This window comes from Halosaccharopolyspora lacisalsi (assembly GCF_014137975.1).
GTDB lineage: Bacteria > Actinomycetota > Actinomycetes > Mycobacteriales > Pseudonocardiaceae > Halosaccharopolyspora > Halosaccharopolyspora lacisalsi.
The window spans coordinates 130,009-143,339 of sequence record NZ_JACGWZ010000003.1; the positions used below are offsets into that span (position 1 = coordinate 130,009).

Here is a 13,331-nt window from a genome sequence, read left to right on the forward strand (position 1 = left end):
AGTTTCGCGAAGAACGCGGTATTGCGAAATTCTTTCGTGGTGCTAGAAAAGGAACATGCATCTGGCACCGCAGGAGCGTGACAAGCTTCTCGTCTACGTCGCAGCCCAGCTGGCCCGGAGTCGGCTGGAGCGCGGTTTGCGGATGAACTACCCGGAGGCCGTCGCGCTGATCACCGATCACGTGGTCGAGGGCGCGCGCGAGGGACGGGACGTCTCCGAGCTCATGTCCAGTGGTCGCCACGTGCTCACGCGGGACCAGGTCATGGACGGCGTGGCGGAGATGGTCGACGACGTCCAGGTGGAAGCCACCTTCCCGGACGGTACGAAGCTCGTCACGGTCCACTCCCCGATCACCTGAGGAGACGTGTTGATACCAGGGGAGATCATTCCCGTCGAGACGCCGGTGCCGTTGAACCAGGGACGGGAACGCACGCGGATCACCGTCGTCAACCACGCGGACCGGCCGATCCAGATCGGTTCGCACTACCACTTCGCCGCCACCAACCCGGAGCTGGACTTCGACCGCGACGCCGCGTGGGGAGGGCGCCTCGACGTTCCCGCGGGTACGGCGGTGCGCTTCGAACCCGGGGTCGAGCGCGAGGTGGTCCTGGTTCCCGTCGCCGGTCATCGCAGGATCCGCGGCCTGCGCCGGGAGTGGGCGGGGGACTTGGACGGTCGGGGAGCCCGGCCGGGCGAGCTCGGCTACGGAAGCAGGGGAGAGGGGCACCAGTGAGCACGGAGGAACCGAACCCGTCGGTGGACCGGCACCGCTACGTCGAGCTGTTCGGCCCGACCACCGGTGACCGCGTGCGGCTGGCCGACACCGACCTGCTCATCGAGGTCACCGAGGACCGCAGTCAGGGGCCCGGCGGCTCCGGCGACGAGTCCGTCTTCGGCGGCGGCAAGGTCATCCGGGAGTCGATGGGGCAGTCGGTGTCCACCCGCGCCGAGGGCGCGGCCGACGTCGTCATCACCGGTGCCGTCATCCTCGACCACTGGGGAGTGGTCAAGGCCGACGTCGGCATTCGCGACGGGCGCATCGCGGGCATCGGCAAGGCGGGCAACCCCGACACGGCCGACGGCGTGGACCCGGCACTCGTGATCGGCCCGTCCACGGAGGTCATCGCGGCTAGCGGCCGCATCCTCACAGCGGGCGGCATCGACTGCCACGTGCACTTCATCTGTCCGCAGGAGGTGGACACGGCGCTGGCCTCCGGACTGACCACGTTGATCGGCGGTGGCACCGGCCCGGCCGAGGGTTCCAAGGCCACGACGGTGACCCCGGGTGACTGGAACATCGGCCGGATGCTGCAGTCGCTGGACCACGTTCCGATGAACATCCTGCTGCTGGGCAAGGGCAACACCGTGCGCGGCGAGGCGCTTTCGGAGCAGCTGCGCGGGGGAGCGGGCGGACTGAAGCTGCACGAGGACTGGGGCTGCACTCCCGCGGTGGTCGACAGCGCGCTGCGGACGGCCGAGGAATCCGGGGTCCAGATCGCCATCCACACCGACACCCTCAACGAGAGCGGGTTCCTGGAGTCCACGCTGGGAGCCCTCAACGGCCGTTCGATCAACGCCTACCACGCCGAGGGCGCCGGGGGCGGGCACGCTCCGGACATCATCCGGGTGGCCTCGCAGTCGAACGTCCTGCCGTCGTCGACCAACCCGACCCGGCCGCACACCGTGAACACCATCGACGAGCACCTGGACATGCTCATGGTGTGTCACCACCTGAACTCCTCGGTCCCGGAGGACCTCGCGTTCGCGGAGAGCCGCATCCGGCCGACCACGATCGCGGCCGAGGACGTGCTGCACGACCTCGGCGCGATCTCCATGATCAGTTCGGACGCGCAGGCCATGGGACGCATCGGCGAGGTCGTCATGCGCACGTGGCAGACCGCCCACGCCATGAAGCGGAGACGCGGCTCGCTGCCCGGTGACGACCGCGCCGACAACACGCGGGCGCGGCGCTACGTCGCCAAGTACACGATCAACCCCGCGATCACGCACGGCATCCAGGAGTCGGTGGGGTCGGTGGAGGTGGGCAAGCTCGCCGACCTGGTGCTGTGGGACCCGAAGATGTTCGGGGTCAAGCCGCACCTGGTGCTCAAGGGCGGGTTCGCCGCTCAGGCGGCGATGGGCGATGCCAACGCCTCCATCCCCACACCGCAACCGGTGGCATCCCGCCCCATGTTCGGGGCCGCGCCCAAGGCGGCAGCGGCCAGCAGCGTGCACTTCGTGGCCCGGACCGCGCTCGACACCGGGCTTCCCGAGAAGCTGCGGTTGGAACGCGAGCTCATCGGGGTCACGAGCACGCGGCAGGTCACCAAGGCCGACCTGCCGCTCAACGACACCACTCCGGACATCCACGTGGACCCGGACAGCTTCGCCGTGCGGGTCGACGGTGAGCTCATCGAACCCGCTCCCGTCTCCGAACTGCCCATGGCCCAGCGCTACTTTCTCTTCTAGGAGCTCTTGTGAGGACCTTTGCGGGCCGGAGTCCGCGGCCGTGACCACGTCGGGGCGACTCGCGATGCTCGCTCTCGCCGACGCTCGGTTCCCCGGTGGCGGCCACGTGCACTCCGGAGGTCTGGAGGAAGCCACCCATCGCGGGGTGGTGACTCGTCCCGAGGAACTGCGGGAGTTCCTGTTCGGGCGGTTGCACGGTACGGGGGAGTTGGCCGCCGTGTTCGCCGCCGCGGCGACGCACTCCGCGGCGGGTGGAGCGGGACGGCAGTACTGGCTCCGGTTCGATGCCGAGCTCGACGCCCGCACGCCGTCCCCGGCACAGCGGGACGCCTCCCGTGCGCAGGGGCGCGGGACCGCGCGCGCAGGACGGGTCGCCTGGCCCTCGTCCGCTCTCGACGAGCTGTTGGCGGCCACGGCGAGGCCGCACCACGCCACGGTGCTCGGCGTCCTGCTCGGCGGCTCCGGCAACGGCACTCCGCGCGATGCCGCCGCCGTGGCGGCGTATCTGGCGCTGAGCGGTTCCGCCTCGGCCGCCGTGCGGCTGCTGGGGCTGGATCCGTTCGCCGCGAACGCCGCCGTGACCGAGCTCGGCCCGGAACTGGACCGCGTCGCCGAACGCGCCGCCGACACGGTCGGGGACGACCCGGCCGACCTGCCCGCTCCGAGCGCTCCCGCGCTCGACCTGCTGGCCGAAGCACACCAACGACACCATCGAGAAGAGGTGCGGCTCTTTGCGAGCTGAACACGATCACGGCCACAACCACCCGGTGAACTTCGATCCGACCGTCGCCGAACCGGATCCCTTCGAACCGGCTTCCGCCGGGGACCGGCCGCTCCGCATCGGCCTGGGCGGTCCGGTGGGCAGCGGCAAGACCGCGTTGACCGCCGCGCTGTGCCGCACCCTCGGCGCCGAGATCGAGCTCGGCGTGGTCACCAACGACATCTACACCACCGAGGACGCCGACTTCCTGATCAAGGCCGGAGTCCTGGACGCCGACCGCATCGAGGCGGTGCAGACCGGGGCCTGCCCGCACACCGCGATCCGCGACGACATCACCGCCAACCTCGACGCCGTCGAGCGGCTGCAGCAGCGCCATCCCGGTGTGCGGCTGGTGCTGGTGGAAAGCGGTGGTGACAACCTGACGGCGGTGTTCAGTCGCGGACTGGCCGACGCCCAGGTCTTCGTGGTCGACGTGGCGGGCGGCGACAAGGTCCCCCGCAAGGGCGGGCCCGGCGTGACCACCGCCGACCTGCTGGTCATCAACAAGATCGACCTGGCCGAGCGGGTGGGTGCCGACATGGAGGTCATGCTCTCCGACGCGCACCGGATGCGTGGTGAGCTGCCGGTGATCGCCCAGTCGTTGACCGACACCCCGCGGGCTCCCGAGGTCGCCGCCTGGGTCCGGCAGCGGCTCGCGGCCGGTGCTCCGGCCCGATGAAGGCGTGCGCACGACTGTCCGTCGAGTGCGACTCCCGGGGAGACAGCGTGGTGCGCGAGCTGCGTTCGGCTTCGCCGCTGACGCTGATGCCCCGACCCGCGGCGCGTACCGGCGGGAAGCACGCGGTGGTGCATCTGGTCGGCTCGATGACCGCGCCGCTGGGTGGCGACGAGCTGGACCTGCGGATTCGGGTCGGAGCGGGTGCTCGTCTGCTGCTGCGCGGTATCGCCGCGACACTCGCGTTGCCGGGCCATCACCCGGGCGGGAGCCGCAGCTCCGTGCACGTGGAGGTCGACGACGGCGGCACGCTCGAGTACCTGCCCGAACACACCGTCCTGACCCGCCGGGCCGAGCACCGGGCCGAACTCCGCGTGGAGCTGGGAGCGCGGGCGCGGATGCGCTGCCGCGAAATCCTGGTGCTGGGACGCAGCGGTGAAGTCCCCGGCTCGCTGCGGACCAGCACGCACGTGACCCGGCAGGGGACTCCGCTACTGCGTCAGACCCTCGATCCGGGCGACGCGCGTCGTCGGGCCAGCGCGGGTCATCTCGCGAGCGCGCGTGTCGTGGCCAACGAACCGATGATGTGGGGAAGCGATCCACCGGCACCGGTCAGTGGTGACTGGTGGTCGCTGGTTCCGCTGGCGGCGGGCGGCTCCGTGGCCAGTGCCGTGGCCGCCGACGCGGTGACGGCGCGGCGCCGATTGGCCGAGGCCGTGCGCGGTCACCCGGACGGTACCGAGTTGGCGAAGGAGCACTGGTGAGCGCGGAAAGTGGCGTCCCGGAGTCGGGGGACCTGCCAAGGGGAATCCTGCGGGGCATCGCCCAGGTCTACCTGCAGGACAACGTGGTCACCGGTCTGCTGTTCCTGGTGGGACTGTTGGTGGCGGGACCGGTGGTGGGGCTGGCTGCGCTGCTGGGCAGTGCCGTCGGGCTGGCGACCGCGTTGAGCGTGCGCGCCCCGGTGGAACGGGTCGCTCGGGGGTTCTACGGCTTCAACTCCACCCTCGTGGCGGTGGGGGCCGTGGTCTCGTTCCGTCCGCTGTGGCTGGCTCTGGTGGCGGCGGTGGTGGCCGCGGCGGTGGCGGCGCTGCTGACCCGCGTCGCCGACTTCTTCCTGCGGGTGCCGCCCTACACCGCCCCGTTCGTGTTCACCTACTGGCCGCTGCTGCATCTCGGTGTCTTCGGGGACTGGTCGTCGGCTCCGTCCTTCGGCGGGCCGCTGGATCTGGACGCCGACGTGTGGGGAGTTTTCGGCAGCGAGGCCGCGGTGTTCCTGGTGTCGGGTCTGCTGCCGGGCCTGTTCATCCTGGCCGGGCTCGCCGCTTCCCGCTGGCGCCTCGTCGGGGGTGCCCTGGCGGCCTCCGTGGTCGGTCTCCTCGTGGTCGAACTCGTCCCGTTGTTCCCCGCCGACGAGATCGCCACCGGTGCCTACGGCTTCAACGCCGCGCTCGTCGCTGTCGGGATGCTCAGCACCGGGCGCGGGTGGCGTTCCTGCCTGCTCGCCGTTCCCGCCGCACTGCTGATCCAGGCCGCCGTCGAGGCCGTCGGCCTCGTACCCGCCACGTTCCCCTTCGTGCTGGTGATGTGGACCGCCGACCTGTGGCGCGCCCGAGGCGCCAAGGACGCGGCCTGAGCGGTCGGATGCCTCGCCGGAGATGCTCGAACGCGAGACCGAGTTGGTACGGCGGCGTCGCACTTCCTCTCCCAGCCGGGGCCGGTATGGAGAAGCAAGCCGCTGCTTGCGCTCGTTCGTGCCTCGGCCGGTGGTGCGGTCGCAGGTCCGCGAGCCGTGCCCCCGGTGGTGAGTTGATCGTGGAGCTCGGGGTCGGCGTACGTCTCGGCGGTGGGTTACTCCTCATCGCGTCGTTGGCGGTAGACCTTCAACCAGAGGAGGTGCAGCAAGCCGAACATGCAGCTGCCGAGCAGACAGATGGGCAGTGCGTACGGTGCTCCGGTGGCCCCCACCACCAAGGTGAACAGCACCAGCGCGCTCATGAGCGTGCAGACCCGGTCAGGACGGCGTTGCCGACGGCCAACCAGTACGCATCCCTGCTCGAGAAGCCACGGAACTGCTCCCAGGGAACACGTATGCGCACGGCTCACATACTGGTGTACACCCGGTGTGTTCCGTACACGTCGTATTGAACTCGTGACCTCGTCGCTTCGCTCAGCCGGACCTCTCGTCCTGAGCGCGTCCTCGGTTGGCGCTGCGCTGCTGTTCTCGTTGCCACCAGAACACGTATGCGGCGTAGGGCGTGGCGACGCCGATGAAGAGGGCCAGGACCACGGTCAGGGAAACATCCAGCAGGTTCACGACGAGCAGCAGACCGGCGTTGAGGGCCAGGCCGATGTTCAGCCGGATTCGCGATCCGGGCGGATGCTTGTCGGGAGGCCAGTACACGTCGTCGAGACTCCCACCGGCCGGGCAGCGGGGGCAACGTTGGATCACTCCGGGACGAGGCGGCTGGTGTATCCGGCCGCGACGAGACGCTGGAACGCTGCCCGGACGTGCCGAGGAACGACGTCCGGGGCGATGAATCCCCGGGTGGCGTACGCGGTGATGCGTTGCGTGTCCCCGACGAGCATGTTGATCACCCGGTCGGCGTCGCCGATGCCGGTCACGTAATCGTGCAGCGACGTGCGCTGCGACGTGCAGAACACGGTCACCTCGGGCCACGTCCTGCGGCACGTCGCGAAGGCCCGGCGCTGTTGGTAGGGCCGTGAGACCAGGGTGATCGACCGGGGACGAATCCCCGCTCCGTGCAGTGCCCTGCGGGTGAACTCGATGTTCTCGCCGGTGTTGGTGGCCTTCGGCTCCACGAGGACGGCCTCGTCGGGCACACCGAGCGCCTCGGCGTGCTCGCGGTAGTGCACGGCTTCGCCCCGGGGGAACCGCTGCACGGTGGTGGGGGCGTTGGCTCCCGTGAACACGATCCGGGCGAAGTACCCGGCGTGGTAGAGCTCGGCGGTGCGGGTCGCCACTCCGAGGTCGTGGCTCCCCAGCCCGACACCGACGTCGGTCGGGGCCGGTTCGTGGTGAAGGTCGTGGTAATCCCACAGGATCCGCACGTCGTCCACCAGCTCCGCGGGGATCTCGGCCGGGGTCATGGCCGGTGCGCGCTCCTCCCGAGCACGGTCGGCTTCACCGAGGAGTGCTGCTCCGGGACCATCCGCGTGCCTCTCCCTCGTCGATGAGGTGCTGCCCCGCCTTCCACAGGGAGTCGGAAGCCTCTCCGATCACGGCCTTGCGCTGCCGCACGTCGTCGGCCGTGACACCCGGCGTCCTCCAGGTTCCCCCACGTGCCATCCAGTTGAGGAGAAGCGGCTGGAGGCGGTCCATTGCTTTGGCGAAGCGGGCTTCGGGGGTACTGCGCTCCTCGAACTCGTCCCACAGCGCTCGCAGTCGCCGAGCTTGGTCGTCGGGCAGCAGCCCGAACAGCTCGTCCGCGGCGAGTGCTTCCCGTGCCTGCTGGTTCTCCCCCGCGGAAGTGTCGTAGAGCGGGGTGTCTCCGGCGTAGATCTCCACGAGGTCGTGCACGAGCACCAGCTGAACCGTGCGGCCCACCTCGACGGGCTCGTCGGAGTGCTCGGCCAGCAGCACCACCATCATGGCCAGGTGCCACGAGTGCTCCGCGTCGTTCTCCTGCCGCCGGGCCGAGACGAGCGGTGACTGGCGCAGGACCGTCTTCAGCCGATCCACCTCCACCAGGAAGGTGAGTTGCTCCCGCAGCCGCTCGTCCAGCCCCTCCGGAAAGGGCGTCTCGTTCGCCAGCGGGGTTCGATGCCGATCATCAACCACGAGCGCATCGTGACACGGTGAAGACCGGTCGTACAGAGGTCGTGCGTCTCGGGCGGCGCCGGAGACGGACTCCGGCGTGGGCGCGGGTGGTCCGGTACGTCGGTGAAGGCAGGGATCTCGGACAGCTCCAGCGCGCCGCCGGGTTCCAGGGGCCGTCTTCGACGGGGATGCGGTAGGACAGCTCGTAGCGGTCGCTGGGTATCGCGACGTCGCAGTTCTCCAGCGGTGACTCGTTCTCGTGGTGCGTGCGGTGGATGGGGAAGACCTGCACGTTTTCTCCGACGTACTCGACACCCCGACACCCGAGAGGCAGGCTCGACCGCGCGCAGCACGGTCCGGAAGGTCGCCCGAGAATCTCGGCTGTGTCGGCCCGGATCCTGGTCTTCGGGTTGAGGTCCTGTCTCACGTGGGTGGATGGGTGGGATGCATGGTGGGTCGGTTGTCGCGACGGCTGGTACCGGACGGGTTGTGGGAGCTGGTGTGGCCGCTGATTCCGCGGTTCGCGCCGCGTCCGCAGGGTGGTGGCACGGCCCCGGTCGACGATCGGGCGGTGCTCACCGCGATCGTGTACGTCCTGACGAGCGGGTGTCCCTGGCGGGACTTGCCGCCCTCGTTCGGGGTGGCGGTGCCGACCGTGCATCGCCGGTTTCAGCAGTGGACCGAGGCCGGGCTCTGGGACGGGTTGCACCGGGCCTTGCCGGATGAGGCCGGCAGCCGCGTCGAGCTCGAGTGGGCCAGGGCCGTGGTCGACGCGGCCACGGTGCGGGCCGAAAGGGGCATCGCCGACCGGCCCGAGTTCGTTCAGTCGGCCACCGGAGCCTGATTACGGGTTACGAACGCGCGGTCGGCCGCTTCGCCCCTTCCGCACCCGCGCCCCGCGCTCACCTGCTACGAAAACCCCCCACGTGAGACACCCTTCGAGGCTTCCACCGGCTAATTTTTAAATCGTTCGGTCGGAATGCGCCGATGACCAGGATCGATTTTTTTACCGAGAGATCACCGATCGCGACAGCGTTCGCGGAAAACCCGCGGAAACCGTTGACAACTCGACGGGGCCGGCCCAAGAATGTCGGTGCCGACAGGCCTCGGTCACTGTCGATCCGGGGTCATTCGGGCGACCTGGTTCAACGAGGGTTCCGTCGGTTCGGAGTACGTTGCCCGGTCTCGTGCCAGTCTTCGCGAGGAGAAATTATGAACACGGAAAACACCCCCGATCACCCGATCGGCCGCAGAGGGTTCATCGGCGGTGCGGGCGCCTTGGTCTTGGCCACGTCGTCCGCGGCGCTGCTGCCCGGAACCGCCCGCGCCGCGACGACCATCACCGACAATCAAACCGGTACCCACAACGGTTACTACTACTCGTTCTGGACCGACGCCCCCGGGACCGTCTCCATGACACTGGCCTCCGGTGGCAACTACAGCACCTCGTGGAGCGACACCGGGAACTTCGTCTGCGGCAAGGGCTGGAGCAACGGCGGGCGCAGAACCGTGTACTACTCGGGTAGCTTCGATCCGTCCGGAAACGGATACCTGTGCCTCTACGGGTGGACGTCGAACCCGCTCGTGGAATACTACGTCGTCGAGAGCTACGGAACTTACCGCCCGGGAGGCAACGATCACCGGGGTACGTTGACCAGTGACGGTGGCACGTACGACATTTACCGGACGATGCGGTACGACGCCCCCTCCGTCGAAGGCACGGCAACATTTCCTCAGTTCTGGAGCGTCCGGCAGTCGAACACGTCGGGTGGAACCATCACCACCGGAAACCACTTCGACTCCTGGTCCGGCGCCGGGATGAATCTGGGCGGTTTCGACTACTACATGATCCTCGCGACGGAGGGATACCAGAGCAGCGGGAATTCCAACATGACGGTGAGCTGATGATCCGGGCCGGTGGCAGCTGGATCGGTCCGACGGCCTCCCGCGGCCGGAACTGGTCCCGAACACCCGCGACACCGCACCTGGGGCGCGGCGGTCTCGACCGCCGCGCCACACGGCTGTCGAGATTGCGCGGCGTCGCGTGCTGCTCGGCCGCGGCGACCTACCGCGTCGCTCCTGCCACCGGGTGGGTGAGGACTGCGCAACAAGCAGCGGACGGAGGGCATGACCCCGGTTTCACGCTACGGTTCCGCCATGTCGCGATCAGCCGAAGCCGAATTACCCGTCACCGCGGACGACCTCGACCAAGCAGTCCAGCTCGCTGTTACCACTCTTCGAGAGGTGTCTCCCGAAGAATGGGAGCGGAAGGCGGGCTCACTCGAGTGGGACTGCTGGGAAACCGTCGAGCACCTCAGCGACGACCTCTTCACGTACGCCACTCAGCTCGGTCCGAGGAAGCCTCCCATGAGCGGTGAAGTGCCGTTTTCGTGTGAGCACCGGCGGAGCGGCGGTCCGGAGCTGGCCATCTGCGCCGACCGGTCGGCGGGCTCCGATGGCTTGCTGCAGGTGCTCGAGGCGTCGGGAGCACTGCTGGTTGCCATGGTGCGTACGACCTCTCCCCGCGTCACGGCTCACCACGTGTTCGGCGCCTCGGATCCCGAGGGCTTCGCCGCCATGGGAACGGTTGAGACCGTGGTGCACGTGCACGATGTGGCGGAGGGGCTCGGGCTCACCTGGACTCCGCCCGCCGATCTGTGCTCGCGAGTGCTCAAACGACTGTTTCCGGACGCTCCGGGGGACACGGCTCCCTGGTCCACCCTGTTGTGGGCCACTGGACGCGCCGAGCTGCCCGGACACGCTCGCCTAACCACGTGGCGCTGGGACGGAACACCCCGGCCACAGCATTAGTCTCCCCGATTCGGGGCCGCGTCGGTGCGGTGATCGCGATCGATTCTGCGGTGTGCGCCCCGCGAGGTTCCCGGAGTGATCTCGAACGGGGAACGTGTGCTCGTGACTGGGTGCCCTCGGCAGGACTCGAACCTGCGACACCCGCCCCCGGAGGTCATTTCAGACGAGCGACTTACCTGGATCGTTGGTCTGGCCGTGCTGGTGAGCCTGCCGCGTGGTGGCGGTTGGTGGTCATCGTCTTCGGTCGGTACTTGCTGCTGTGTGCCCCAGCAGGGGGTTTCGTGCTCATCCCGTCTGACCTGGCTTCGCCCGATCAGGCCGTGTCAAGGGTGCAACCGTCGAGCTCAACGGTACGTCTTGGTGGCAGGCTTGTGCCCTTGACTCGGTCTGATTGCTCTTGGGGAGGTCAAACGGGATGAGGACTGCTCAGCCACAGCCGGACCGCAACCGGTCTCGCGTCGCCTCCATCCCGGTGACCCGCCTGGGGCTGGGGGTGGCGCGAGCCCCAGGACTGTGCAGGCTGCTCGTTTCGCTGCGAGACTGTGAGTGACGGTCGAGTGGAGGGGAGGGAGTATGGGATCCTCAGGGGAGGGGCAGCATCCGCTCGAAGCGCTCTATCAGGTTCGGGACGAGCTGCAGCGAGCTACTGCTGTTCAGAAGAAGGCTGATCTAGCGAAACAGGACTTGCCTTCGTACGGTTGGGCTTTGCAATCAGTTATCGACAGCCTGGGTGATCTTGTGGGGACGCTGGCCAGTCAGGTGGATGAGTTCGACAGGGAGCGTCTTTATCAGAGAGCCCTGCAGGACCACCCCTACGAGGTGATCGATCACGCTCTTGAGTACTTGAGCTACCTGCGTCGTTCCCTGAACGTGGCTATTGAGGACGCGAAGGGCTACCGGGTACGCGCCGAGGACGTCCACGAGAACGTTCGCGATGAGTCACGAGGTGGGACAGCGGAGTAGCAGGGCGCTTGCGCTACTGAGGGGCGCTGCCTGTGTCGTGTCACTTGCCGGATCCGCGCCCGCCGGTCGGTCACTGTGCTGCTGCTGACGTCGCATCAGCTCTGCAGGGCCGCTAGTTCAGCGCCCCGGAGAGATCCCAACAGTGATCGGTGTCACCTATTCGCTCGGGCGGTCCACGCATCGGCGCAAAAACTGTCCGTGGTGGCATCTGGGTTTGGCGCTGCCTCAACGCCAAGGGGTGGCGTAGTCAACCATGCGAAACAAAATTTTTATTTTTCTTGTGAAGTCCCTGATCGCAGGATTTCACCCACTTTTCTCGGTTTTCTTCGCGGTGACTCTGGCTATCGACCCCTCTTCGGGTTCTGGTTCTCGTCGATACGCAGCCCGACACCCAAGGCGAAAAAGCTGGGCGCCCATTCTCCCACGAAAATTCCCCACCGGTCCGCGCGGGAGGTCGGCTCCGACGCGTTGAGGGAAACGGCCCAAACGATCACGCTCAGTGCAATCGATCCCAGCCCTGCGGCGAACATGTGGTCGGATGTGACGCCCTTCTGGCGCAACATGGTCAGCATCGTGCCCTCCAAGCGATATCAACATGTGTCCCTGTCCTTGAGTTACCGTGCACCACTGTCCTTAAACTCCTCGACCGACGCGGCGATCTTTGTCGAACAGCCCGGTGCGAGCCGCCCGTTCACCCTCCGTCGCGCGTTCGGCCGACCGCCCGCCGGCGGAGGTCATTTCAGCCGACCGCTCTACCTCGACTGTCGGTCTGGCTGTGGTGGTGAGCCTGCCGCGTGGTGCCGGTTGGTTGTCGTCGTTTGCGGTTGGTACTTGCCGACATGTGCCCCAAGGGCTGCTCCGAGCTCCTCCCATGATCTGACGAATCGTGAGAACGTCTCGCGGTTGTTTGTCGACGCTTGGCACGCCCTGCACGACTTGCAAGCGCAAACGGCGTTGGTCATCGGCGCTTGTCGTCGTTTCGTGTGGGAAAAGCATGGAGATGATCTCGGCTCAACTGCTGTCCCCACTGATTCGCCATCCCCGCCGCATCACCCCGACACGGTGCCGCTTCTGCGGTCGGTGGTGCCTCGTCAAGGTCCTCTTTCCCACCTTGACGTGGTGCCGCCGACCGCGGTTCGCATCGTGGTGTCGGGGTGATGCGACGCTCCTGTGTCCGGGGCTGGGCGTATCTTCAATTGATGGAAGAAGATGCGTCTTCGGTCGAGCTAGGTAGCGAATCCTGCACGGCGGTGGAGGACGAGGCTGTGTCGGACTGTGACGAAGGCACCCCTCTTACGGAAGATACGACAGAAGGGTGCGTAGACCAGCCTCTTCAAATTTCTGGTCCGCGTTCGGTGATCGGTTCGCAGCAGTCGATGCTGTCGTCGGTGATGCGGAGTGTGGATACGTCGGCGCTGACGCGGGGCCTGGTCGCCCCGCCTTTCCGAGATGAAGTCAAGTTCGGCGACAGTGTCCCTGGGATATTTTCGGGTTTGTCCGTAACAAACTCGGCTGATCCAGGTGACTGGGAACTTGAGAATGCTCCACGCGGCTTCATTGTTGGCGTTCGCCCTGCAACGGCGGTCCAAGGGGTCGCGGCGATTGGCCTACTTGAGCTACTGCTCGTGACAAGTCACGCTGCCTCGAGCTTATTGGGATCGTTGAGTGACCCGCTCGCGCTATGGCTCGCAGTCATCGCAATCATGAAATGGAGATCGAATAAAATGGATAGTTGATCACGGGCGTGTGCAGTCGAGATGCCGAATCTTTAGCCGTTCACTTTTACCTGTGGCAAGGCTGTGGTCAGCGCGGATCGTCTGCGATCTCCGAGGCCCACAGTCGCGGCGGCGATCGCCGGGCTCAGCGGTTCA

At 67.5% G+C, this 13,331-nt stretch carries 17 protein-coding genes and 1 pseudogene; 12 read left to right on the forward strand and 6 right to left on the reverse strand.

Translation table 11 applies throughout. The features are described 5' to 3' along the window. Nucleotides 1–55 precede the first annotated feature (55 nt). The 7 genes from FHX42_RS12095 (at nucleotide 56) to FHX42_RS12125 (ending at nucleotide 5,541) form a co-directional block, all read left to right on the forward strand. Nucleotides 56–358: an urease subunit gamma gene (locus tag FHX42_RS12095; RefSeq protein WP_182544379.1), complete on the forward strand. Its 303-nt coding sequence runs from the start codon at nucleotides 56–58 to the stop codon at nucleotides 356–358. 9 nt (nucleotides 359–367) lie between these two features. Next, nucleotides 368–733, forward strand: coding sequence for an urease subunit beta (locus FHX42_RS12100; RefSeq protein ID WP_182544797.1), 366 nt, complete (start codon nucleotides 368–370; stop codon nucleotides 731–733). Further along, nucleotides 730–2,469 carry an urease subunit alpha gene (locus FHX42_RS12105; protein ID WP_328796072.1) on the forward strand — a complete coding sequence of 580 codons (1,740 nt, stop codon included), beginning with the start codon at nucleotides 730–732 and terminating at the stop codon, nucleotides 2,467–2,469. Before FHX42_RS12100 ends, FHX42_RS12105 begins: the two co-directional genes overlap by 4 nt. Nucleotides 2,470–2,533: 64 nt before the next feature. Then, entirely contained in the window at nucleotides 2,534–3,211 is a 678-nt protein-coding gene (locus FHX42_RS12110; protein WP_182544801.1) for an urease accessory protein UreF, read from the forward strand. Then, nucleotides 3,201–3,908 carry an urease accessory protein UreG gene (gene ureG / locus FHX42_RS12115; protein WP_182544380.1) on the forward strand — a complete coding sequence of 236 codons (708 nt, stop codon included), beginning with the start codon at nucleotides 3,201–3,203 and terminating at the stop codon, nucleotides 3,906–3,908. The genes FHX42_RS12110 and ureG overlap by 11 nt, the downstream gene beginning before the upstream one ends. Then, nucleotides 3,905–4,669, forward strand: a complete 765-nt coding sequence (locus tag FHX42_RS12120) for an urease accessory protein UreD (RefSeq protein ID WP_182544381.1) — start codon at nucleotides 3,905–3,907, stop codon at nucleotides 4,667–4,669. Before ureG ends, FHX42_RS12120 begins: the two co-directional genes overlap by 4 nt. Next, on the forward strand, nucleotides 4,666–5,541 hold the full coding sequence (locus tag FHX42_RS12125) for an urea transporter (protein WP_182544382.1): 876 nt from the start codon (nucleotides 4,666–4,668) through the stop codon (nucleotides 5,539–5,541). The genes FHX42_RS12120 and FHX42_RS12125 overlap by 4 nt, the downstream gene beginning before the upstream one ends. A 215-nt stretch (nucleotides 5,542–5,756) precedes the next feature. On the opposite strand, the gene FHX42_RS12130 is transcribed toward FHX42_RS12125, so the two are convergent. The 5 genes from FHX42_RS12130 to FHX42_RS12150 form a co-directional block, all read right to left on the reverse strand. Then, nucleotides 5,757–5,903 carry a hypothetical protein gene (locus FHX42_RS12130; RefSeq protein WP_182544383.1) on the reverse strand — a complete coding sequence of 49 codons (147 nt, stop codon included), beginning with the start codon at nucleotides 5,901–5,903 and terminating at the stop codon, nucleotides 5,757–5,759. Nucleotides 5,904–6,075: 172 nt separating this feature from the next. Beyond that, nucleotides 6,076–6,309: a hypothetical protein gene (locus FHX42_RS12135; RefSeq protein ID WP_182544384.1), complete on the reverse strand. Its 234-nt coding sequence runs from the start codon at nucleotides 6,307–6,309 to the stop codon at nucleotides 6,076–6,078. A 44-nt stretch (nucleotides 6,310–6,353) separates the two neighbouring features. Further along, a complete protein-coding gene (locus tag FHX42_RS12140) occupies nucleotides 6,354–7,016 on the reverse strand; it encodes a YdcF family protein (RefSeq protein WP_182544385.1) in 663 nt (220 codons plus the stop codon). A gap of 34 nt (nucleotides 7,017–7,050) precedes the next feature. Continuing rightward, entirely contained in the window at nucleotides 7,051–7,707 is a 657-nt protein-coding gene (locus tag FHX42_RS12145) for an HD domain-containing protein (protein WP_182544386.1), read from the reverse strand. Continuing rightward, nucleotides 7,700–7,978: a hypothetical protein gene (locus FHX42_RS12150; RefSeq protein WP_182544387.1), complete on the reverse strand. Its 279-nt coding sequence runs from the start codon at nucleotides 7,976–7,978 to the stop codon at nucleotides 7,700–7,702. Before FHX42_RS12150 ends, FHX42_RS12145 begins: the two co-directional genes overlap by 8 nt. 156 nt (nucleotides 7,979–8,134) lie before the next feature. On the opposite strand from FHX42_RS12150, the pseudogene FHX42_RS12155 reads away from it, so the two are divergent. From FHX42_RS12155 to FHX42_RS12170, 4 genes and pseudogenes are all read left to right on the forward strand, one after another. Then, nucleotides 8,135–8,485, forward strand: a pseudogene (locus FHX42_RS12155) (transposase); the annotation flags it as partial. A 413-nt stretch (nucleotides 8,486–8,898) separates the two neighbouring features. After that, a complete protein-coding gene (locus FHX42_RS12160) occupies nucleotides 8,899–9,591 on the forward strand; it encodes a glycoside hydrolase family 11 protein (RefSeq protein WP_182544389.1) in 693 nt (230 codons plus the stop codon). A 462-nt stretch (nucleotides 9,592–10,053) separates the two neighbouring features. After that, on the forward strand, nucleotides 10,054–10,497 hold the full coding sequence (locus FHX42_RS12165; RefSeq protein WP_235987274.1) for a hypothetical protein: 444 nt from the start codon (nucleotides 10,054–10,056) through the stop codon (nucleotides 10,495–10,497). 573 nt (nucleotides 10,498–11,070) lie between these two features. Further along, a complete protein-coding gene (locus tag FHX42_RS12170; protein WP_182544391.1) occupies nucleotides 11,071–11,460 on the forward strand; it encodes a hypothetical protein in 390 nt (129 codons plus the stop codon). Between the two features lie 341 nt (nucleotides 11,461–11,801). Here the strand turns inward: FHX42_RS12170 and FHX42_RS12175 are convergent, their stop codons facing one another. Next, the gene (locus FHX42_RS12175; protein WP_182544392.1) at nucleotides 11,802–12,032 is read right to left on the reverse strand and encodes a hypothetical protein; all 231 of its coding nucleotides are present in this window, start codon (nucleotides 12,030–12,032) and stop codon (nucleotides 11,802–11,804) included. 627 nt (nucleotides 12,033–12,659) lie between these two features. Between FHX42_RS12175 and FHX42_RS12180 the strand changes: the two genes are divergently transcribed. Continuing rightward, entirely contained in the window at nucleotides 12,660–13,196 is a 537-nt protein-coding gene (locus FHX42_RS12180) for a hypothetical protein (RefSeq protein WP_182544393.1), read from the forward strand. Nucleotides 13,197–13,331: the final 135 nt, after the last annotated feature.

What these genes read in the sequence shown, in the direction of transcription:
- FHX42_RS12095 (WP_182544379.1), top strand. Translation starts at nt 56, where the DNA reads ATGCATCTGGCACCGCAGGAGCGTGACAAGCTTCTCGTCTACGTCGCA.
- FHX42_RS12110 (WP_182544801.1), top strand. Translation starts at nt 2,534, where the DNA reads ATGCTCGCTCTCGCCGACGCTCGGTTCCCCGGTGGCGGCCACGTGCAC.
- FHX42_RS12120 (WP_182544381.1), top strand. Translation starts at nt 3,905, where the DNA reads ATGAAGGCGTGCGCACGACTGTCCGTCGAGTGCGACTCCCGGGGAGAC.
- FHX42_RS12130 (WP_182544383.1), bottom strand. Translation starts at nt 5,903, where the DNA reads ATGAGCGCGCTGGTGCTGTTCACCTTGGTGGTGGGGGCCACCGGAGCA.
- FHX42_RS12140 (WP_182544385.1), bottom strand. Translation starts at nt 7,016, where the DNA reads ATGACCCCGGCCGAGATCCCCGCGGAGCTGGTGGACGACGTGCGGATC.
- FHX42_RS12160 (WP_182544389.1), top strand. Translation starts at nt 8,899, where the DNA reads ATGAACACGGAAAACACCCCCGATCACCCGATCGGCCGCAGAGGGTTC.
- FHX42_RS12165 (WP_235987274.1), top strand. Translation starts at nt 10,054, where the DNA reads ATGAGCGGTGAAGTGCCGTTTTCGTGTGAGCACCGGCGGAGCGGCGGT.
- FHX42_RS12170 (WP_182544391.1), top strand. Translation starts at nt 11,071, where the DNA reads ATGGGATCCTCAGGGGAGGGGCAGCATCCGCTCGAAGCGCTCTATCAG.
- FHX42_RS12175 (WP_182544392.1), bottom strand. Translation starts at nt 12,032, where the DNA reads ATGCTGACCATGTTGCGCCAGAAGGGCGTCACATCCGACCACATGTTC.
- FHX42_RS12180 (WP_182544393.1), top strand. Translation starts at nt 12,660, where the DNA reads ATGGAAGAAGATGCGTCTTCGGTCGAGCTAGGTAGCGAATCCTGCACG.